Raw genomic sequence first — 18,273 nt, forward strand, 5'->3', positions numbered from 1 at the left:
GTTTTATCGTTGTTGGTTTTGCGCAGCTTGTTGCGCGTTGCGTTTGTTCTGGTCAGGCACCAGACGATAGAAGGTTTCACCCGGCTTAATCATGCCTAATTCACTGCGTGCGCGTTCCTCGATCGCTTCAGAGCCGCCATTGAGATCGTCAATTTCGGCAAACAGTTGATCGTTACGCATTTTAAGTTTGGCGTTTGTCGCCTTTTGTACCGCCACGTCATCGCTGACGCGCGTAAAATCATGGATACCATTCTTGCCTAACCACAAGGAATATTGCAGCCAGCCAAGCAGCACCAGTAGCAGTAACGTCAGTTTTCCCATCCCGCCCCCTAAAAACGGCTCAATCATCCCATAACTTTACTCAGGACTCCACACTGGCAGCGAAAATGCCTGCTAATGCCGTTCGCCTGAGCAAAAAAAGGAGAAGAGCGAGAAGGTACAAGACCGGAAAACTTTTGTAACCTGCTGGTGCGTTTAGACATCAACGCCGTTACCAGCGTGACAGAAACAGGAACAGTATCCAGAACTGGAGGGCGACAGCGATAACGCATATCAGGGAGGTCCATATCCATTGCCCACGCAGCCAGGTACTCAGTACCATGCCCGTCAGGACGGAAACCGGAAACAACGCCAGGAAAAAGGGCCACGTGTAGAGAAAGAAAAATAGCGTACTGGAGCCGTACAACAGGAAAGGAATGGCCAGCGCACACCAGTAACATACGAAACCAATGATGCCACCCGGTAATACCGAACGCGGTTCATCAGGCGTACGTGAGTCTTTGCGTGTCAGCATGGGGGTTATATTCTGCATAAATATCCTGTCAACGCGAAGGCGGCAAAACGGAATGCGCTCTGCCGCTGTCTGTTCAGGAACTGATAATATCGCGCTGGCGCAGCAGATCTAATAATTGGGGCGTCAGTTTTGTAACCAATTGTTCCCCATTAAGCCGGATTTCTGGCTGTTCCGGCGCTTCATAAACGCTGTCTATACCGGTGAAATTTCGCAATTCGCCCGCGCGGGCTTTTTTGTATAACCCTTTCGGGTCGCGCGCTTCACACACTGCCAACGGTGTATCGACATAAACCTCAATAAACCGGCCTTCATCCAGCAGATCACGCACCATTTGACGCTCGGCCCGATGCGGCGAGATAAACGCGGTCAGCACCACTAACCCCGCATCCACCATCAGTTTTGCGACTTCGCCTACCCGGCGGATATTCTCTTTACGATCGGCATCGCTAAAGCCCAGATCGCGGCACAGGCCATGGCGCACGTTGTCGCCGTCCAGCAGATAGGTGCTGACGCCGATGCGGTGCAACGCCTGTTCCAGCGCGCCAGCCACAGTGGATTTTCCCGACCCCGAAAGGCCGGTGAACCACAGCACCACGCCCTGATGGCCGTGCTGCTGTTCACGCGCATCGCGCGTGACGGGATGGTCATGCCATACGACATTTTCATCATGCCGGGCCATTACTGACCGCCCAGCAGATCGCGTGCATTCCAGTGCGGGAAATGACGACGAACCAGCGCATTCAGTTCCAGTTCAAACGCACTAAATTCACCGTGCTGCTGGGGGTTATCGGCCAGCGGCTCATGAATAAGCCCTGCCCCGACGGTCACGTTACTCAGACGATCGATGATAATCATTCCGCCGGTGACCGGGTTATCCTGATAGCTGTCGAGCACCAGCGGTTCGTCAAAGGTAAACGTCACCAGACCAATGCCATTCAGCGGCAGGCTGTCCGCCTCGCGTTTTTCCAGCGAGTTAATCTCAACCTGATGAATGACCTTTTCAACACGACCGCGCGCTTTTTTGCCCGCAATTTTTACATCGTAACTTTGCCCGGCCTGTAACGGCTGCTCTGCCATCCACACCACATCGACGGTGGCTGACTGAACCGCACGCAGTTCCGCGCTTGCCTCCACGAGCAGATCGCCACGACTGATATCAATCTCATCATTGAGAACCAGCGTAATGGCTTCACCCGCGCCCGCCTCCTGCAAATCGCCATCAAAAGTCACGATACGGGCAACAGTCGATTCAACGCCGGAGGGCAGCACTTTAACCCGCTGGCCCACCTTTACGGTCCCGGACGCGAGCGTACCGGCATAACCCCGGAAATCAAGATTGGGACGGTTGACGTACTGCACCGGAAACCGCATTGGCTGATGATCGACGACTGCGTTCAGCTCCACCGTTTCCAGCACGTCCAGTAAGGTCGGACCGGTGTACCAGGGCATGCTTTGACTCTGTGAGGCGACGTTTTCGCCTTCCAGCGCCGACATCGGCACGAAACGAATATCCAGGTCGTCGGGCAGTTGTCCGGCAAAATCGAGGTAATCCTGTTTGATCTGCTCGAACACAGACTGCTGATAGTCCACCAGATCCATTTTGTTGATCGCCACGACCAGATGCTTGATTCCCAGCAGAGTGGAAATAAAGCTGTGGCGGCGGGTCTGGTCCAGCACGCCTTTACGGGCGTCGATCAGCAGAATAGCCAGATCGCAGGTCGATGCCCCCGTCGCCATATTGCGGGTGTACTGCTCATGCCCCGGCGTGTCGGCAATGATGAACTTGCGCTTCTCGGTAGAGAAATAGCGGTAAGCGACGTCAATGGTGATGCCCTGCTCACGCTCGGCTTGCAGGCCATCCACCAGCAGGGCCAGATCCAGTTTTTCGCCCTGCGTACCATGACGTTTACTGTCACTTTGTAATGACGACAGCTGATCTTCGTAGATTTGTCGGGTGTCGTGCAGCAGGCGACCGATCAGCGTACTTTTCCCATCGTCCACGCTGCCGCAGGTCAGAAAACGCAGCAGGCTTTTGTATTGTTGTGCGGTCAGCCAGGCTTCAACGCCGCCCTGTTCGGCAATTTGTTGTGCAATTACGGTATTCATCTGGCGTCTCCTTAGAAATAACCCTGACGTTTTTTCAGTTCCATCGAACCGGACTGATCGCGGTCAATTACCCGGCCCTGACGTTCGCTGGTGGTCGAAACCAGCATCTCTTCAATAATCTCAGGCAAGGTTTGCGCTTCAGATTCCACCGCACCGGTGAGCGGCCAGCATCCCAGGGTACGGAAACGCACCATGCGCTGTTTAATCACTTCACCTGGCTGAAGGTTGATACGGTCGTCATCGATCATCATCAGCATGCCATCACGTTCCAGTACCGGACGCGGCGCGGCAAGATAGAGCGGAACAATCTCAATGTTTTCCAGGAAGATGTACTGCCAGATATCCAGCTCGGTCCAGTTTGACAGCGGGAAAACACGGATGCTCTCGCCTTTGTTAATCTGGCCGTTATAGTTGTGCCACAGTTCCGGGCGCTGGTTTTTCGGGTCCCAGCGATGAAAACGGTCACGGAATGAGTAGATACGCTCTTTAGCGCGTGACTTCTCTTCATCACGGCGCGCGCCACCAAAGGCCGCATCGAAACCGTATTTGTTCAGGGCCTGCTTCAGGCCTTCGGTTTTCATGATGTCGGTGTGTTTGGCACTGCCGTGCACAAAGGGATTGATGCCCATCGCCACGCCTTCCGGGTTGCGATGCACCAGCAGTTCGGCCCCCATGGCTTTTACGGTGCGATCGCGGAATTCGTACATCTCACGAAACTTCCAGCCGGTATCGACATGCAGCAACGGGAAGGGCAGCGTACCCGGATAGAAGGCTTTGCGTGCCAGATGCAGCATCACAGAAGAATCCTTGCCGATAGAATACATCATGACCGGATTGCCAAATTCGGCTGCCACTTCACGGATGATATGGATACTCTCTGCCTCCAGTTGGCGCAGATGAGTGAGTCGTTTTTGATCCATCGTTTTTCCTCTCAAGCCAGATTGACAACGGCGGACTCACGAGCCCCCTGCTGTGCCGAATGCTGAAACCAGGCAAGTTGCCCGTGTAAATTAACCACTTCCCCAATCACCAGCAGGGCCGGGGAAGGCGCTGACGCTGCCAGCGTTTCAAGATGTTCAAGCGTGCCGGTCAGAACCTGTTGGTCGGACCGGGTGCCGCGGCCAATTACCGCCACCGGCGTCGACGCCGCGCGTCCATGGAGAATAAGCTGTCGACTGATTTCGGCGGCCTTCATCGCACCCATATAAATCGCCAGCGTTTGTCGCGCGCGCGCCAGGGACGGCCAGTCAATGTCATCACTGTCCGGCCGACAGTGACCGGTAATAAACAGAACGCTCTGCGCGTAATCACGGTGCGTCAGCGGGATACCGGCGTAGGCGGTTGCGCCAGCGGCAGCGGTAACGCCAGGCACGACCTGGAACGGAATGCCCGCCTGCTGGGCGGCCTGTAACTCTTCGCCGCCGCGGCCGAAGATAAACGGATCGCCGCCTTTCAACCGCACCACGCGCTTGCCTTTCTGCGCCAGCTGCACCATCAGTTGGTTGATTTCGTCCTGCGGTAACAGATGCGCGCTGGCACGCTTGCCCACGCAGATACGGTCGGCATCGCGTCGAACCAGATCCAGCACCTCTTCACTGACCAGATGGTCATAGAGCACCACATCGGCCAGTTGCATCACCTGCAGTCCGCGCAGCGTCAGCAGACCGCTGTCGCCCGGCCCGGCACCGACAAGGATAATCTCGCCCTGCCGGGGCGGCTGATCGCCCAGTTCGCTGTCCAGCGTCGCTTTGGCGGCCTCAACATCGCCTGTTGCCATCTGACTGGCAAAGCGGCCGTTAAAGATCCGTTCCCAGTAGCGGCGGCGATCGGACATGCGACTGAAGCGGGCTTTGACTTTGTCACGCCACTGCCCCGCCAGCTCGGCCATCTGGCCCAGATGAGACGGCAGCAACGTTTCCAGTTTTTCACGTAACATGCGGGCAAGGACCGGTGCCGTCCCGCTGGAGGAGATCGCCACCACCAGCGGTGAGCGGTCTACGATGGAGGGGAAAATAAAACTGCATTTCGGCTGATCGTCGACGACGTTGACCAGTTTATGGCGGGCATTGGCCTCGTCATAAACCTGCGCATTCAGCGCGTTATCGTCGGTCGCGGCAATGACCAGAAACACCTTGTCTAGCTGTGCAGGCTCAAAAGCCGTCGCCAGCCATTCAAGCTGCTGTTCATCCAGTAAGGTTTGTAACTCCGGGCACAGCTCGCGTGAGGCAATCTGAATGCGCGCCCCCGCCCGACGCAGCAATTCAATCTTGCGCGCCGCGATATCTCCCCCGCCCACGACCAGTACAGGTCGACCCGCGAGATCGGCAAAAAGAGGCAAATAATCCACGTTAACCCTGGTGTTGTTACGATGCGTTATCGCGACTATACGTTCCCTGGTGAATTGAGATGAAATTACGAATTGGAATGAGATGTTACCGAATGGAATAACGCTAAAGAAAAGCTCAGAACAAAATGTGCTTAGCGGATGATCCTACAGGCCTTTCAGGACGATTCAAATTGTGTAATGAGCATCACAGTTTCATACTAGGCCACAAAAAATGCCCCTCCTTTTTAGGAATAAGCCACAAGGAACCCGACATGCTTGCCTTTCTCCGCCTGGCCGCACTGCTTGGTGGCAGCGTGATCTTCAGCGCTCAGGCCCTGACCGACCTCACAGGACACTTCGCCGAACAGCAGGTCCGTCATATCTCAACGTACTTTCCCGGTCGCATGAGCGGCAGCCCGGCCGAGTTGATGGCGGCGGAATACCTGCAACATCAGTTTACGGCCCTGGGTTTTGAAACCAATACCCGACAGTTCAATACGGGTTACACATGGCAGGAACGTGATGGCACATCGCGCTGGCGCAAGCTTACCGCGACCTCGGTGATCGCCGCACGGGAAGGCAGCGCCCCACAGGAAATTCTGGTAATTGCCAGCCTGGATACCTGGATTCCACTCAGCGACAATGAGCAGGCGCGCGGCCTGGGTGGCCTGCGTTTGCAAGGCGTGGATGATAATGCTTCCGGATTAGGCGTGATGCTGGAACTGGCTAAGCAGTTAAGCCATAAGCCGCTTCATTACGGGGTGCGCTTTGTGGCGCTCAGCGCCAGCGAATCCCATCTGCATGGCATGGACGATTATGTGGCGCGCATGAGCGAGAAAGAGAAGAAGAATACGCTGCTGGTAATCGATCTCAACAGTTTGATTACGGGCGACCACCTCTATTTCAACAGCGGTATGAACACGCCGCGTGCCGTACGCAAACAGACCAGCGAACGCGCCCTGCTGCTGGCGCGTCGTTTTGGCATTTCCGCCGCCAGTCGTCAGCTCACGAAAAATGACTTTCACGGTGTCAATCCTTTCGATGCGGCAGGTTTTCCCTTACTGGATGTCACCGCCAGAAACTGGAACGCAGGCAGCAAAGACGGCGACCAACAGCGCCGCCGTTCCCGGCATTTCCCTGACGGTACCACCTGGCATCAGACCGACCGCGACAATCTGGATTTCCTGGATCACTGGCTGCCCGGTCGTATCAGTCTGCGCACCCATGACAGTGTGAAAGTCCTGCTGCCGTTACTGAGTGAACTAACCAACCCCAAAGTGTGAGGAGCTACGATGTACATCGTTTACCTGAACTATTTCCGCCCGATTGAGGACGTCGAGGCCCTGCTGGCTCCGCACATTACGTGGCTGGATCAGCATTTTAACAGCGGCGACTTTATCGCTGCGGGCCGAAAGGATCCGCGTACCGGCGGCATGATTATGGTCAAAGCAATGCCGCGCGCCCGGTTAGATCACATTCTGGCGGACGATCCTTTCGTTGCGGTGGCCCATTACGAGGTCACTAACGTTAACATCACGCGCGCAGCCGATGAAGTCGCGGTCCTCAAAGGTTATTAGCGCGTCAGTGTGACCGACAGAAGAAGCAGGCTCTTCTGTCGGTTCAGGTAAAGTCAGACAGCTTTTGCCCCGCGTTAATAAGCGTTTTTAACAGCATCTGACGTCGCTCTTCGGGCGTATCCCGACTGACCATAAAACAAATCGCGGCCACGGCCAGATCGTTTCGGGCGCGAATCGGGGCGGCCATACAACAGGTAAAACTTTCAGACAGCCCTTCCGTCATCGAATAGCCCTGATGGCCCGCCCGATGAATATCGGTCAGAAAAGCCTGCTTATCTAAGACGTTACCATTGGCCAGCCGGTAATCCTCCTCGGGGATCAGGGCCAGAATCGCCTCATCACTCCAGTTACTCAACAGCAGACGGCCCGTTGCGGTCCAGGGAATCGGAATTTTAACGCCGATGTCTGAGGTGATTTTGAAAGGATGCGCATTGCTCTCTGACAGCACCACCGTATATTTATTGCCTTCCAGCATGCACAGCTGCACGGTTTCGCCATGCTCAGCAACCATCTCGATCATTAATTGATGCGCGCGGCGAATCAGAGGATTGTGCGCCATGTAGTCCGCACCGTAATAGTGCATTTCGCGGCCAAAATACACGCTGCCTTCTGCATCCAGTTCAACCAGCCCTGCCTCACTCAGCAGATTAACCAGTTCATAAACGCTGGAACGCGGCGCACCGGTCGCTTCAATCAGTTCGCGCATCGCCATCGGCTGGCGGGCAATATGCAGCTGACGGAAAATATCAATTACGCGGTCCACGCCGCGCGCTCTGGCGGGTTTATCTTCCTGCATACCACTTTTCTCCTACCGGCATCGCCACGTTAAATCGGTTCAGGCCGCCATCATACACAGCCAACATGTTTTTACCTGAGTACGCGCACAATAACCATCCTTTTCTTTTTCCTCCTGATGCTAATTATTGGGGCACCAAAAACGCGCACACTGAATAAAAAAAGAGACATCGATCACTTTTAATTTAAAAAACTAATCATTGATAAAAAATATTCGTGAGCCATACGTTAATGCTAAAAAATAATCCCGTTACTCGCTATTGCAAAATAATTAACATTGTGCAAATCTCGACCCATCCGGTATTGCAGATTGAATTCCGGTATACCAGACAAAGCGAAGTGACGATTTTAAGGGCATAAGTATGACTATCAAGCGTTACGGTACGGAAGGCGGCGTCGGAACCGGAGGACAAAAACTGCCTTTTGCACGTGCGGTCGAAGCCGATGGCTGGCTTTATATCTCCGGACAAACACCGATGACAGGCGGTGAAGTCGTAGAGGGCGGCATCATTGAGCAAACTCGGCTGGCCTTTGAAAACTGCCTGACCATCATGCGGGAAGCGGGTTATCAGATTAAGGACGTGGTGCATGTGACGGCGGTCCTGACGGATGCCCGGTACTTTAGTTCATTTAATAAAGTGTTTAGTGAACTCTTTCATGACCATCCGCCCGCCCGAATCTGCAGCGTGCAGGACCTGGTTGTGGATTGCAAAGTCGAAGTCGATATGACGTGTTTTAATGCCGGACGAAAATAATAGCTGCGGTTTATTCGCCTGGTAAAAATAAACGCATCCAACAGAAAAGCCATAATTAAAAATATCCCGCCACATTATTTAATAATGTTGGTGATATCCCTCTTTTATTTGAGAGAAGAAATATGAATACCACTTTCCAGCAAAATGTATTCGTCCGGCTCCTTCCCGCTCTGCTCACCGTCGCGGCGCTGACCGGTTGTACACCGACCGAAAATAAAAACGAAACCGCAGGTGCAGCACCGCCATCCACGCTACAAACCGTTCTTCAGCGCGGCACATTGCGGGTGGGCGATTGCCTGAGTTTCGCACCGTTCGGTTTTTACGATAAAGCGGGTAATCCGGATGGTTACGATGTCGACCTGGCGAAAGCGCTGGCAAAAGAGATGGGCGTCAAACTGGAAATGGTGAATACCACCAGCGCTAACCGTATTCCCAATCTGCAAACCAACAAAGTGGATGTCGTGTTCTGTAATTTCACCCGTAACCTGACGCGCGCGAAAGAGATTGGCTTTACTCAGCCCTACGTGGTGGCCAGTGAAGCCATGCTGGTGCGTAAAGCGAGCGGGATCAAATCGGCCCACGACATGGCGGGCAAAACCATTGCGACCGTGAAAGGCTCGACCAACGGCGACGAAGTACGCAGCATGGGGATCGACGTGAAGATTCAGGAATATGACTCTTCTCAGGCCGCTATCCTGGCGGTGAAACAGGGACAAGCCGATGCGATGATTGAGGATAACAACTTCCTCGCCTACCAGGCCAAGCTCGATCCGACGCTGGAAGTGACAAACGAAGCGCTGGTCCCGCTGGAATATAACGCGTTTGGTGTTAAACAGGGCGATCAGATCTGGACGAACTACCTCAACGAGTTCCTGTTTGAAATTAATGCATCCGGTGAGAATGCCCAGCTCTACCAGAAATGGTTTGGCAGTAAACCTCGCTATCCGCTGAATCCGCAGTTCTGACCAGAGAGGACGCAGGTGATGTCCTGCGTCCTGCTAAGGAGGCTTCCTATGCGCTATCAATGGCTGACACTCTGGCAGTATGCCGACACCTTTCTCGCCGCGACCTGGCTGACGCTTCAGGTGACGCTGCTGGCGTTTATGCTGGCGCTGGCGCTGGGATTGCTGGCTGCCGTGGCAAAAGCCGCCCGCTTTGCGCCTGTTCGCTGGCTGAGCCACGGCTATGTTGAATTTATCCGTAACACGCCCGTGCTGTTGCAAATATTCATCGTGTTCTTTGGGCTGCCTTCGCTGGGCATCACCATGAGTGCGTTTACGGCGGGTGTGCTGGCGTTGGGCATTAACGTCGGAGCCTATCTGGCCGAGATTTTCCGGGCCGGGATTCAGTCGGTTCCTAAAGGTCAGCTGGAAGCCGCCTGGATTTTGGGCATCAGCCGCCGCCAGATGTTTATCAATGTGGTCATGCCCCAGGCAGCGCGCGCGGTCTGGCCCGCTATCGTGAATAACCTGATTCAGCTGTTGCTGGGCACCTCACTGCTGTCAGCGATTGCGCTACCGGAACTGACGGGCACAGCCACCGTGATTAACGCCCGGACGCTGCTCTACATCCAGACCTTTAGCGTTGTCGCGCTGGTCTACCTGTTTCTCAGCAACCTGTTCTCGTGGTTAGGGACGGTTGCGGGACGTCGGCTGTTCATGCCACCGCTGGTCGTCGCCGTAAAAAGGCCGCTCTGGTCACAGGCCAGAAAAATGCTGTCACCTTCCGCTAAACAGGAGCCGGTCCAATGAGCGAACTGATTCTCAGCAGCCTGCCATTGTTGTGGCGCGGTCTGATAATTACGTTGTTGCTGTCGGTTGCCGCCATTGTCGGCAGTACCTTGCTTGGCCTTCTGGCCGCCGTCTTGCGGACCAGCCGCCTGCCTGTCGCCCGGCAGATTGCGGTGATCTATACCGAGCTGTTTCGCGGCACACCGGTTTTGATCACGTTGATGTTTATCTACTTTGGCGTGGCGTATTTTGGCTATGACATCAACCTGTTTGCCGCAGGCATTTTGGGGCTGAGCATTTATCAGGGCGCATACATTGCCGAGATCTTTCGTGGTGGCATTGAGGCGGTCCCGAAAGGCCAGTGGGAGGTTTCCTGGATCCTCGGCCTGTCCAGACGACAGACCTTCACCAGCGTTATCCTGCCGCAAACCCGTGGGATCGTCTTGCCCCCGCTTGTCGGCCAGTATCTGTCGCTCATCAAAGATACCTCGATTGTCAGCATGATCGGCATGTCTGAACTGATGCATCAGGGCCAGGCCATAGTTGATCGTATCGGGCAGCCGGTGCTGATTTATGGTCTGGTCGCCCTGCTCTACTTCGCGCTTTGTTACCCGCTTTCTCGCTGGGTGCAACACCAGCAAACCAGGAACCCGTTATGATGAAAAATGCAGCCATTACCCTGAGCCGGATCACGAAGTCATTCGGCGCGACTCAGGTTCTGAAAGAAATCAGTCTGGATGTCTCGCCGGGCGAGGTTCTGGTGCTGATCGGAGCGTCCGGTTCGGGTAAAAGTACGGTACTGCGCATTATGAGCGGTCTGGAAAAAGCCGACGGCGGCGAAATTTGGGTTAACGGCATACCGCTGCACGATCAAAAACGGAGTCGTGATATCTGTGGGCACGTCGGCATGGTGTTTCAGCAGTTCAATCTGTTTCCCCACAAAACGGCACTGGGCAACGTCACGCTGGCCTTGATTAAAGCCCAGAAACTCTCCGTCGCAGAGGCAAACGCGCGCGGCATGGCCGCGCTGGAACGCGTCGGACTGGCTGACCGCGCCGGCCACTATCCTTCTCAGCTTTCGGGCGGACAACAGCAACGTGTGGCTATCGCACGCGCGCTGGCGGTACAGCCCAAAATCATGTTTTTCGACGAAGCGACCTCCGCACTCGATCCCGAATTAGTCGGCGAAGTCATGGAAGTCATGCGCGGGCTGGCGCGTGAAGGGATGACCATGGTTGTGGTGACGCATGAGATGGGCTTTGCCCGCAAAACCGCCGACCGGGTGGTGTTTATGGATCAGGGCGTGATTGCCGAACAGGGCACACCAGACGCCATTTTCGGGCATCCCCAGAATCCACGCACGCAACAGTTTCTGTCACGCGTTCTTGAGCATTAAGGAGCCGCTATGTCTTTACGTCTTCCGCTAAACGCGGATGCCACGCTGGATGCCGCGCAGCCATCGCCCCGTTTTAAATCCGTTGCCGGTACCGGCGCGGCGCCGCTTGAGATCGGCACCGACGTCCTGCGCAGCGCAGCGGTGTTTTCGCCGGTGATGGTCATGAAACAGGCCGCACTGGAGAATAACCTGCAGCAACTCGCGGCATTCTGTCGCGAAAAAGGTGTCATGCTGGCGGCGCACGGTAAAACGTCGATGGCACCGACCATCTTACGGCGAGCTGTCAGTCAGGGCGGTGCATGGGGCATCAGCGCCGCCACGCCTGCTCAGGTCCGTGCCCTGCGACACTTTGGTATCCGCAATGTCTTTCTGGCAAACGAGTTAGTCGATCCTGCCGGTATTCGCTGGATCGGTGAATGGCAGCGCCAGCATCCTGACCACGGCTTTCTCTGTTATGTGGACTCACTGGCGGGCATCACGCTGCTGGAAGAGAACCTGGGCGATACGGCCATTGCCGTGTTGATTGAAGTATCGATTCCCGGCGGCAGAACAGGATGCCGAACCGAGGAGGAAGTGCTGAGGATAGCTGAACGCATCGCCCAGAGTCGTCACCTGCAGCTTGTCGGTGTCGCGGGCTATGAAGGGGCGCTGGGTGCCGCGCGTGATGCAGCGGGCGTGGCGTTAATTCAGCACTACTGCAACGTCATGTTATCTACCGCCACTCTGCTGGCTGAACGCCAGCTGTTTCAGAGTGAGACCATTCTGCTGAGCGCCGGTGGGGGTGCCTGGTTTGATGTGGTGACAGCGTGCTTTACCCAGGCCACGCTGCCGCTACCGGTTCAGCCTTTAATTCGCTCGGGTGCGTATATGGCACACGACAGCGGTCTCTATTCCCGTATCGCCCCCTTTGCGCAGCCGGGCTCAGGCCACCATTTTGAAGCCGCGCTGGAAATCTGGGGGCGCGTACTGTCCCGTCCGGAACCGGGACTGGCGCTGCTGGACTTTGGCCGACGCGATGTCCCTTTCGATCAGGATTTACCTGTCCCGCTATGGATGCGTGCCGCTGACGGCAGCGCATCGCGATCCGGCACGCATCTGTCGATCAGCGAGGTTAACGATCAGCATGCCTATCTGCGCCTGCCTGCGGATGAATCCCTTCAGCCGGGCGACTGGGTAGGATGCGGTATTTCTCATCCCTGTACCGCTTTTGATAAGTGGCGCTATCTTCCGCTGGTCGATGACGACTACCGCGTCGTGGACAGCGTAGAAACCGCGTTCTGACCGCAGAGAATCTCCACCGCTGAGGCCGCGACCCGGCCCATAACAAAACGGGCGATTCATCCGAATCGCCCGTTTTGTTATGCTGCCTTCATCAGCCTTCGTGCAAGCCGCACTCGCGTTTCAGGCCAAAGAAACGTGTTTCTTCTTCCGCCATGCCCGGTTCCCACTTACGCGTGGTGTGCGTATCTCCCACCGACAGGTAGCCTTCGTCCCACAACGGATGGTATTTCAGATTATGGGTTTGCAGATACTGATGAACCTGGCGGTTATCCCAGTCAATAATCGGCAGCACTTTAAACACACCGCGCTGAACGCCCAGCACCGGCAGACTGGCACGACTGCCTGACTGATCGCGACGCAGGCCCGCAAACCAGGTCTGGGCGCCCAGCGTTTCCAGTGCCCGGTTCATCGGCTCAACTTTGTTGATTTGATTGTACTGCTCAATGCCTTCAACCCCTTGTTCCCACAGCTTGCCATAACGCGCTTCCTGCCAGGCAGGCGACGTTTCGGCGCGGAACACCTTCAGGTTGAGATTGAGCTGGTCGGCCAGCTCATCTATAAAGCGATACGTTTCCGGAAACAGATAGCCCGTATCCGTGAGGATAACCGGAATATCGGGTTGCACACGCGTGACCAGATGTAGCGATACGGCAGCCTGAATACCAAAGCTGGACGAGAGCACATAAGCACCCGGCAGGTTTTCCAGTGCCCAGCTTACGCGTTCTTCCGCAGAGGCTTTTTCCAGTTGGGCATTCGTCGCGGCCAGCGCCATCGCGCGCTGGACCTTCGACATCGCATTCAGTGCTGCAAGATCGATACTCATTTTGCCTCCTGCCAGAAGTCGCGCGCAGGGTCCTGCACCGGTGCAACGATGCCCGCACGGATCACGAAGTCGCCAAAGCCTTCTGCGGCCTCGCGCTCTTTCGCCCAGCGCCCTACCAGCTCATCAATTGTGGCGAGAATTTCAGGTTCGGTAATGTTTTCACGGTACATACGTGGGATGCGCGTGCCGATACGGTTACCCCCAATGTGCAGGTTGTAACGCCCTGGCGCTTTCCCGACCAGGCCCACTTCTGCCAGCATCGCACGGCCACAGCCGTTCGGACAACCGGTAACGCGTAGCACGATGTGCTCTTCACCGACGCCGTGATTGTGCATGATCGCTTCAACCCGGGTGACGAAAGACGGCAGGAAACGCTCAGCCTCCGCCATAGCCAGTGGACAGGTCGGAAACGCCACGCAGGCCATTGAGTTTTCTCGCTGCGGCGTCACATTTTCCATCAGGCCATGTTCACGGGCAATCGCCTCAATCTGCGCTTTCTGGCTTTCTGGCACGCCCGCCACGATCAGATTCTGGTTGGCGGTCAGGCGGAAATCGCCCTGATGGATTTTGGCGATTTCGGCGATGCCGCTTTTTAACGGACGTCCCGGATAATCCAGCAGACGGCCGTTTTCAATGAACAGCGTCAGATGCCATTTGTTGTCGATCCCTTTGATCCAGCCGAAACGATCGCCGCGTGTAGTGAATTCGTAAGGGCGCGTCGGCTCAAACGTCACACCGGCGCGCTTCTCAACTTCGGCCTTAAAGGTGTCAACGCCCACGCGCTCCAGCGTGTATTTGGTTTTGGCGTTTTTACGATCGGTACGGTTGCCCCAGTCGCGCTGCGTGGTAACCACCGCCGCGGCGACGTCCAGAATCTTCTCTACCGGAAAATAGCCGAATTCGCTGGCGGTACGGGCATAGGTCGCTTTGTTACCGTGCTCAATGGACAAACCGCCGCCCACCAGCAGGTTAAAGCCGACCAGCTTGCCGTTTTCCGCAATGGCAATAAAGTTCAGATCGTTAGCGTGCAGATCGACATCATTGTGCGGCGGGATCACCACCGTGGTTTTAAACTTACGCGGCAGGTAGGTTTCCCCCAGGATCGGCTCTTCGTCGGTTGTGGCGACTTTCTCCTGATCCCACCAAATCTCAGCATAGGCGCGGGTTTGCGGCAGCAGATGTTCTGACAGCTTTTTCGCCCATTCGTAGGCTTCCTGATGCAACGCGGATTCCACCGGGTTGGAGGTACACAGGACGTTACGGTTAACGTCATTCGCCGTCGCCAGCGCATCCAGCCCCACTTCATGCAGCATCTGATGCGTAGGTTTGACGTTCTTTTTCAGGATGCCGTGAAACTGGAACGTCTGACGGTTCGTCAGACGAATGCTGCCGTAGAGCGTTTTCTCGGTGGCAAACTTATCGATCGCCAGCCACTGGGTCGGCGTGATAATCCCACCCGGCAGGCGGCAGCGCAGCATCATGGCATGGCGCGGTTCCAGCTTTTGCTCGGCGCGTTCTGCGCGAATATCGCGATCATCCTGCTGGTACATGCCGTGAAAACGGATCAGCAGGAAGTTGTCGCCGCTGAAACCACCGGTCAGTCCATCCTCAAGATCGTCAAGAATGGTTCCACGCAGGTAATTGCTCTCTTTTTTTAACCGCTCTGCATCTGTCAGTTTGCCTTCAACCACCAGCGGTCCAGGGTATTTTTCAGTCATTAGTAAACGTCTCGCTGATAGCGGCGCTCAATGCGCAGCTCACTTAAAAATTCGTCAGCCGTTTCACGATCCATAGCACCGTGCTCGACCACCACATCCAGTAACGCCTGCTCAACGTCTCTTGCCATGCGATTTGCATCGCCGCAGACATACAGGTGCGCGCCATCCTGAATCCAGCGCCAGACTTCCGCACCCTTCGCGCGGATTTTATCTTGTACGTATATTTTCTCTGCCTGATCGCGCGACCAGGCCAGATCGATGTGCGTTAACAGGCCGTCTTTAACATATTTCTGCCATTCCACCTGATACAGAAAGTCATCCGTAAAGTGCGGATTGCCAAAGAACAGCCAGTTTTTCCCGCTGGCCCCATCGTTATCACGCTGTTGCATAAAGGCGCGGAACGGGGCGATTCCGGTGCCCGGACCAATCATGATCACAGGTGCATCGGGATTCTCCGGCAGGCGGAAGTTATCATTATGTTCGATAAACACCCGGACTTCGCCGTCTTCTTCAACACGGTCTGCCAGCCAGGTTGATGCGCCGCCGCCGCGCTGCCGTCCTTCGATATCAAAACGTACCGCACCCACGGTGATATGCACTTCGGTATCGGTCTCCGCCTGCGAAGAGGCAATCGAATACAAGCGCGGGGTTAAGGGACGCAGCAGGCCGGTCAGCTGCTCAGCCGTCAGTTGCGCAGGCGCCAGGCGAACCATATCGACAATCGGATAACGTTGCGCGTACTGTTGAAGTTTAACTTTGTCATCCACCAGCGACAGCAGTTCATCGTTGCGGGATAAAGTGGCGTACTGCGCAACAATTTGCGCGGTGTTGACCGTTAACTCGAAATGTTTCTGCAGCGCCTCTGCCAGCGGCAGCGTCTGGCCCTGTACGTCAACTGGCTCATCGCCTTTTAACCACACCAGCTCCAGCAGTTCGCTGACCAACGCGGCATCGTTTTCATACCAGACGCCCAGCGCATCGCCGGGCTGGTAGCGCAAACCGGAATCGCCCAAATCAATTTCGATATGGCGGACGTCTTTATCCGAATCGCGGCCGGTGATTTTCTGATTGACCGATAAACTCGCGCTGAGGGGCTGCGTTTTGGAATAGGGGCTGGTGGACACTTCATTGACGCTGCCCGCCACGGTTGCCGCCGCCTGTGCGGGCGAGGCCGTCGGGACCCGTGCTTTCAGAATGTCGGTGAGCGCCTTGCGCCAGGCGCTGGCCTGCTCAGCATAGTCAACATCGGCATCAACCCGATCCAGCAGGCGTTCCGCCCCCAGCTCAGCCAGCCGTGTATCGAAATCTTTGCCCGCCTTGCTGAAGAATTCATAGGAGGTGTCGCCCAGACCCAGTACGGCAAAAGCCGCACCGTCCATTTTGGGCGCTTTTTTCGACATCAGGAATTTATGCAGCGCAACGGCTTCTTCCGGCGGCTCGCCTTCCCCTTGCGTGGAGGTCACCACAATCAGCAGCTTTTCCTGGCCGATTTGTTTAAATTTGTAGTCGCCGGCGTTCACCAGATTCACGGTCAGCTTTGCGGCCTGCAGGTCATCGTGGAGCTGTTCAGCCACCCGACGGGCGTTGCCGGTTTGCGAGGCGGAAAGCAGCGTAATCGCGGGCGCTTCAGGCTGTGCCGGAGCGCTGGCCACCGCCTGACCAGGCGCATGATTGACTTTGCCCCAGAAGTAGCCGGAGAGCCACGCCATTTGAGTGGTGGAAAAATCTGTCGTTGCTGCCTCTAAACGGGCAAGTTGCTCCGGAGAGAGCGGAAGCAGTGAACCTGGGGCCTGAGTCGTCATCGCGATAAAAATTCCAGTAGCAGAAATCCGGACCGAATAGTGGCGGAAGAGAGAGAAGGGTACAGCCAGCTATATTAACGATTAAAGACGCCTTCGACATATCAAATAACCAAAATGACTAAATGGTTTTTCAGATACAATTAATCGTTAAAAGTGGTAATCCTGACAGTCATCAACAGACTCAGGTAATCATCCTTCCCGCTCTGATTAATGGCGGGTGATTGCCCTGAATACGTGGCATAACGCATTGCCAAAGCGACGATACGAGAGGATCGGGTGCCTGAGACAGTAACTGCATTATCGCCTGCGCTGACAGAGCGAATCCTGGATAAACTGGGCCTGGATCACTCCCCTGCCCCAGATGCGGCCGGACTTCAGGCGCTTTACCGCGCCTGGTGCCAGAAGGTGCCCTTCGACAATATCCGCCGGCGCATTCTCGCGAACGATCCTCCTTCACAACCGTTGCCCGGCACTACGGCCGACGATTTTTTCACGCACTGGCTACAATTCGGCACTGGCGGCACCTGCTGGGCCGGTCATGGCGCACTCTTTGCGCTGCTCATGCAACTGGGATTTCGTGCGCAACTCGGTGTATCCAGGATGCTGTCCTCGCGTCCGTCCCCCGTCGATTCTCCCGGTCATGGTCTGCTGTTGGTCACCCTCGACGATCGTCCTCTGGTGGTGGATGCTACGATGCTTCATGGCCATCCGCTGCCGCTTGAGGTAGCAGAGTATGCGCATCCCGTCTGGGGCACGCAGGTTCATCAGCAGGGCGACAGTTGGTTGATTAACTGGAAGCCGTTAGGTCGGGCAAGGCTGGATTGTCAGCTCCTGGCGCTTAATATCCCCTTCGCTGACTTTCAGGCGCGCCATCAAAAAAGCCGCAACACCAGTCGCTTTGACGGTGCACTGCTGATTCGTCGGGCAGGTCATGAAACACTCACCGGCATCGTTAAAGGTGAGCAGGTAGTAAGAGCCCAGGACGGAAGCGAAAGCTTCACGCCGCTGTCACAATCACAACAACATCAGTTGTTAATTGAACATTTCGGTATCGCCGAAGAAATCGTGGCGCGTCTTCCCGCCGACGTGTCGCACAACGGTTAACGGCTTTATGCCGGGTTAACGCCCTGATGCGCTTAACCATTCTGGCGATTGGCTGAGCAAACTGCGC

At 55.7% G+C, this 18,273-nt stretch carries 19 protein-coding genes; 9 read left to right on the forward strand and 10 right to left on the reverse strand.

Annotated features, from left to right (window positions below; genetic code table 11):
* Positions 1–3: 3 nt before the first annotated feature.
* The 6 genes from ftsB to cysG all read right to left on the reverse strand — a co-directional run bounded on the left by ftsB (position 4) and on the right by cysG (position 5,246).
* A complete protein-coding gene (gene ftsB / locus RAC90_RS07400; protein ID WP_006120735.1) occupies positions 4–321 on the reverse strand; it encodes a cell division protein FtsB in 318 nt (105 codons plus the stop codon).
* Positions 322–490: 169 nt separating this feature from the next.
* The gene (locus RAC90_RS07405; protein ID WP_375124175.1) at positions 491–811 is read right to left on the reverse strand and encodes a DUF3561 family protein; all 321 of its coding nucleotides are present in this window, start codon (positions 809–811) and stop codon (positions 491–493) included.
* Between the two features lie 55 nt (positions 812–866).
* The gene (cysC, locus tag RAC90_RS07410) at positions 867–1,472 is read right to left on the reverse strand and encodes an adenylyl-sulfate kinase (protein WP_033739539.1); all 606 of its coding nucleotides are present in this window, start codon (positions 1,470–1,472) and stop codon (positions 867–869) included.
* Positions 1,472–2,899, reverse strand: a complete 1,428-nt coding sequence (gene cysN, locus RAC90_RS07415; protein ID WP_033739540.1) for a sulfate adenylyltransferase subunit CysN — start codon at positions 2,897–2,899, stop codon at positions 1,472–1,474. Before cysN ends, cysC begins: the two co-directional genes overlap by 1 nt.
* A gap of 11 nt (positions 2,900–2,910) precedes the next feature.
* Positions 2,911–3,819, reverse strand: coding sequence for a sulfate adenylyltransferase subunit CysD (cysD, locus tag RAC90_RS07420; protein ID WP_006120739.1), 909 nt, complete (start codon positions 3,817–3,819; stop codon positions 2,911–2,913).
* A gap of 11 nt (positions 3,820–3,830) precedes the next feature.
* Positions 3,831–5,246: a siroheme synthase CysG gene (gene cysG, locus RAC90_RS07425; protein WP_033739542.1), complete on the reverse strand. Its 1,416-nt coding sequence runs from the start codon at positions 5,244–5,246 to the stop codon at positions 3,831–3,833.
* A gap of 251 nt (positions 5,247–5,497) precedes the next feature.
* Here cysG and RAC90_RS07430 point away from each other — a divergent pair, with 251 nt between their 5' ends.
* Both RAC90_RS07430 and RAC90_RS07435 read left to right on the forward strand, forming a co-directional pair.
* Positions 5,498–6,508: an aminopeptidase gene (locus tag RAC90_RS07430; RefSeq protein ID WP_006120741.1), complete on the forward strand. Its 1,011-nt coding sequence runs from the start codon at positions 5,498–5,500 to the stop codon at positions 6,506–6,508.
* Positions 6,509–6,517: 9 nt separating this feature from the next.
* Positions 6,518–6,802, forward strand: coding sequence for a YciI family protein (locus RAC90_RS07435; protein WP_033739545.1), 285 nt, complete (start codon positions 6,518–6,520; stop codon positions 6,800–6,802).
* Between the two features lie 43 nt (positions 6,803–6,845).
* On the opposite strand, the gene RAC90_RS07440 is transcribed toward RAC90_RS07435, so the two are convergent.
* Positions 6,846–7,598, reverse strand: a complete 753-nt coding sequence (locus RAC90_RS07440) for an IclR family transcriptional regulator (protein ID WP_033739547.1) — start codon at positions 7,596–7,598, stop codon at positions 6,846–6,848.
* 361 nt (positions 7,599–7,959) lie between these two features.
* On the opposite strand from RAC90_RS07440, the gene RAC90_RS07445 reads away from it, so the two are divergent.
* The 6 genes from RAC90_RS07445 (at position 7,960) to RAC90_RS07470 (ending at position 12,759) form a co-directional block, all read left to right on the forward strand.
* Positions 7,960–8,352 carry a RidA family protein gene (locus RAC90_RS07445; protein WP_033739549.1) on the forward strand — a complete coding sequence of 131 codons (393 nt, stop codon included), beginning with the start codon at positions 7,960–7,962 and terminating at the stop codon, positions 8,350–8,352.
* A 122-nt stretch (positions 8,353–8,474) separates the two neighbouring features.
* Complete coding sequence (locus tag RAC90_RS07450; RefSeq protein ID WP_039338353.1) at positions 8,475–9,317, forward strand: transporter substrate-binding domain-containing protein; 843 nt, start codon at positions 8,475–8,477, stop codon at positions 9,315–9,317.
* Positions 9,318–9,365: 48 nt separating this feature from the next.
* Complete coding sequence (locus RAC90_RS07455) at positions 9,366–10,103, forward strand: amino acid ABC transporter permease (RefSeq protein ID WP_039338355.1); 738 nt, start codon at positions 9,366–9,368, stop codon at positions 10,101–10,103.
* On the forward strand, positions 10,100–10,741 hold the full coding sequence (locus RAC90_RS07460; protein ID WP_006120747.1) for an amino acid ABC transporter permease: 642 nt from the start codon (positions 10,100–10,102) through the stop codon (positions 10,739–10,741). Before RAC90_RS07455 ends, RAC90_RS07460 begins: the two co-directional genes overlap by 4 nt.
* Complete coding sequence (locus RAC90_RS07465; protein WP_033739676.1) at positions 10,741–11,478, forward strand: amino acid ABC transporter ATP-binding protein; 738 nt, start codon at positions 10,741–10,743, stop codon at positions 11,476–11,478. The genes RAC90_RS07460 and RAC90_RS07465 overlap by 1 nt, the downstream gene beginning before the upstream one ends.
* A 9-nt stretch (positions 11,479–11,487) precedes the next feature.
* Positions 11,488–12,759, forward strand: a complete 1,272-nt coding sequence (locus RAC90_RS07470) for an alanine racemase (RefSeq protein WP_324029891.1) — start codon at positions 11,488–11,490, stop codon at positions 12,757–12,759.
* A gap of 91 nt (positions 12,760–12,850) precedes the next feature.
* Here RAC90_RS07470 and RAC90_RS07475 read toward each other — a convergent pair whose 3' ends face one another.
* The 3 genes from RAC90_RS07475 to cysJ are packed head-to-tail and all read right to left on the reverse strand — an operon-like array spanning position 12,851 to position 17,102.
* Positions 12,851–13,582 (reverse strand): phosphoadenylyl-sulfate reductase, encoded by a 732-nt coding sequence (locus RAC90_RS07475; RefSeq protein WP_006120753.1) that lies wholly within the window; start codon positions 13,580–13,582, stop codon positions 12,851–12,853.
* Entirely contained in the window at positions 13,579–15,300 is a 1,722-nt protein-coding gene (gene cysI / locus RAC90_RS07480) for an assimilatory sulfite reductase (NADPH) hemoprotein subunit (RefSeq protein ID WP_375124176.1), read from the reverse strand. The genes RAC90_RS07475 and cysI overlap by 4 nt, the downstream gene beginning before the upstream one ends.
* A complete protein-coding gene (gene cysJ / locus RAC90_RS07485; RefSeq protein ID WP_375124177.1) occupies positions 15,300–17,102 on the reverse strand; it encodes an NADPH-dependent assimilatory sulfite reductase flavoprotein subunit in 1,803 nt (600 codons plus the stop codon). Before cysJ ends, cysI begins: the two co-directional genes overlap by 1 nt.
* A gap of 276 nt (positions 17,103–17,378) precedes the next feature.
* On the opposite strand from cysJ, the gene RAC90_RS07490 reads away from it, so the two are divergent.
* Positions 17,379–18,206 carry an arylamine N-acetyltransferase gene (locus RAC90_RS07490; protein ID WP_058702184.1) on the forward strand — a complete coding sequence of 276 codons (828 nt, stop codon included), beginning with the start codon at positions 17,379–17,381 and terminating at the stop codon, positions 18,204–18,206.
* Positions 18,207–18,273 lie beyond the last annotated feature (67 nt).

Source organism: Pantoea sp. CS_6 (assembly GCF_041954745.1).
Lineage (GTDB): Bacteria > Pseudomonadota > Gammaproteobacteria > Enterobacterales > Enterobacteriaceae > Pantoea > Pantoea stewartii.

What these genes read in the sequence shown, in the direction of transcription:
- RAC90_RS07405 (WP_375124175.1), bottom strand. Translation starts at nt 811, where the DNA reads ATGCAGAATATAACCCCCATGCTGACACGCAAAGACTCACGTACGCCT.
- cysJ (WP_375124177.1), bottom strand. Translation starts at nt 17,102, where the DNA reads ATGACGACTCAGGCCCCAGGTTCACTGCTTCCGCTCTCTCCGGAGCAA.
- RAC90_RS07470 (WP_324029891.1), top strand. Translation starts at nt 11,488, where the DNA reads ATGTCTTTACGTCTTCCGCTAAACGCGGATGCCACGCTGGATGCCGCG.
- RAC90_RS07445 (WP_033739549.1), top strand. Translation starts at nt 7,960, where the DNA reads ATGACTATCAAGCGTTACGGTACGGAAGGCGGCGTCGGAACCGGAGGA.
- RAC90_RS07465 (WP_033739676.1), top strand. Translation starts at nt 10,741, where the DNA reads ATGAAAAATGCAGCCATTACCCTGAGCCGGATCACGAAGTCATTCGGC.
- RAC90_RS07440 (WP_033739547.1), bottom strand. Translation starts at nt 7,598, where the DNA reads ATGCAGGAAGATAAACCCGCCAGAGCGCGCGGCGTGGACCGCGTAATT.
- cysC (WP_033739539.1), bottom strand. Translation starts at nt 1,472, where the DNA reads ATGGCCCGGCATGATGAAAATGTCGTATGGCATGACCATCCCGTCACG.
- RAC90_RS07450 (WP_039338353.1), top strand. Translation starts at nt 8,475, where the DNA reads ATGAATACCACTTTCCAGCAAAATGTATTCGTCCGGCTCCTTCCCGCT.
- RAC90_RS07475 (WP_006120753.1), bottom strand. Translation starts at nt 13,582, where the DNA reads ATGAGTATCGATCTTGCAGCACTGAATGCGATGTCGAAGGTCCAGCGC.
- RAC90_RS07435 (WP_033739545.1), top strand. Translation starts at nt 6,518, where the DNA reads ATGTACATCGTTTACCTGAACTATTTCCGCCCGATTGAGGACGTCGAG.
- cysD (WP_006120739.1), bottom strand. Translation starts at nt 3,819, where the DNA reads ATGGATCAAAAACGACTCACTCATCTGCGCCAACTGGAGGCAGAGAGT.
- RAC90_RS07455 (WP_039338355.1), top strand. Translation starts at nt 9,366, where the DNA reads ATGCGCTATCAATGGCTGACACTCTGGCAGTATGCCGACACCTTTCTC.
- cysN (WP_033739540.1), bottom strand. Translation starts at nt 2,899, where the DNA reads ATGAATACCGTAATTGCACAACAAATTGCCGAACAGGGCGGCGTTGAA.
- RAC90_RS07430 (WP_006120741.1), top strand. Translation starts at nt 5,498, where the DNA reads ATGCTTGCCTTTCTCCGCCTGGCCGCACTGCTTGGTGGCAGCGTGATC.
- ftsB (WP_006120735.1), bottom strand. Translation starts at nt 321, where the DNA reads ATGGGAAAACTGACGTTACTGCTACTGGTGCTGCTTGGCTGGCTGCAA.
- cysI (WP_375124176.1), bottom strand. Translation starts at nt 15,300, where the DNA reads ATGACTGAAAAATACCCTGGACCGCTGGTGGTTGAAGGCAAACTGACA.
- RAC90_RS07460 (WP_006120747.1), top strand. Translation starts at nt 10,100, where the DNA reads ATGAGCGAACTGATTCTCAGCAGCCTGCCATTGTTGTGGCGCGGTCTG.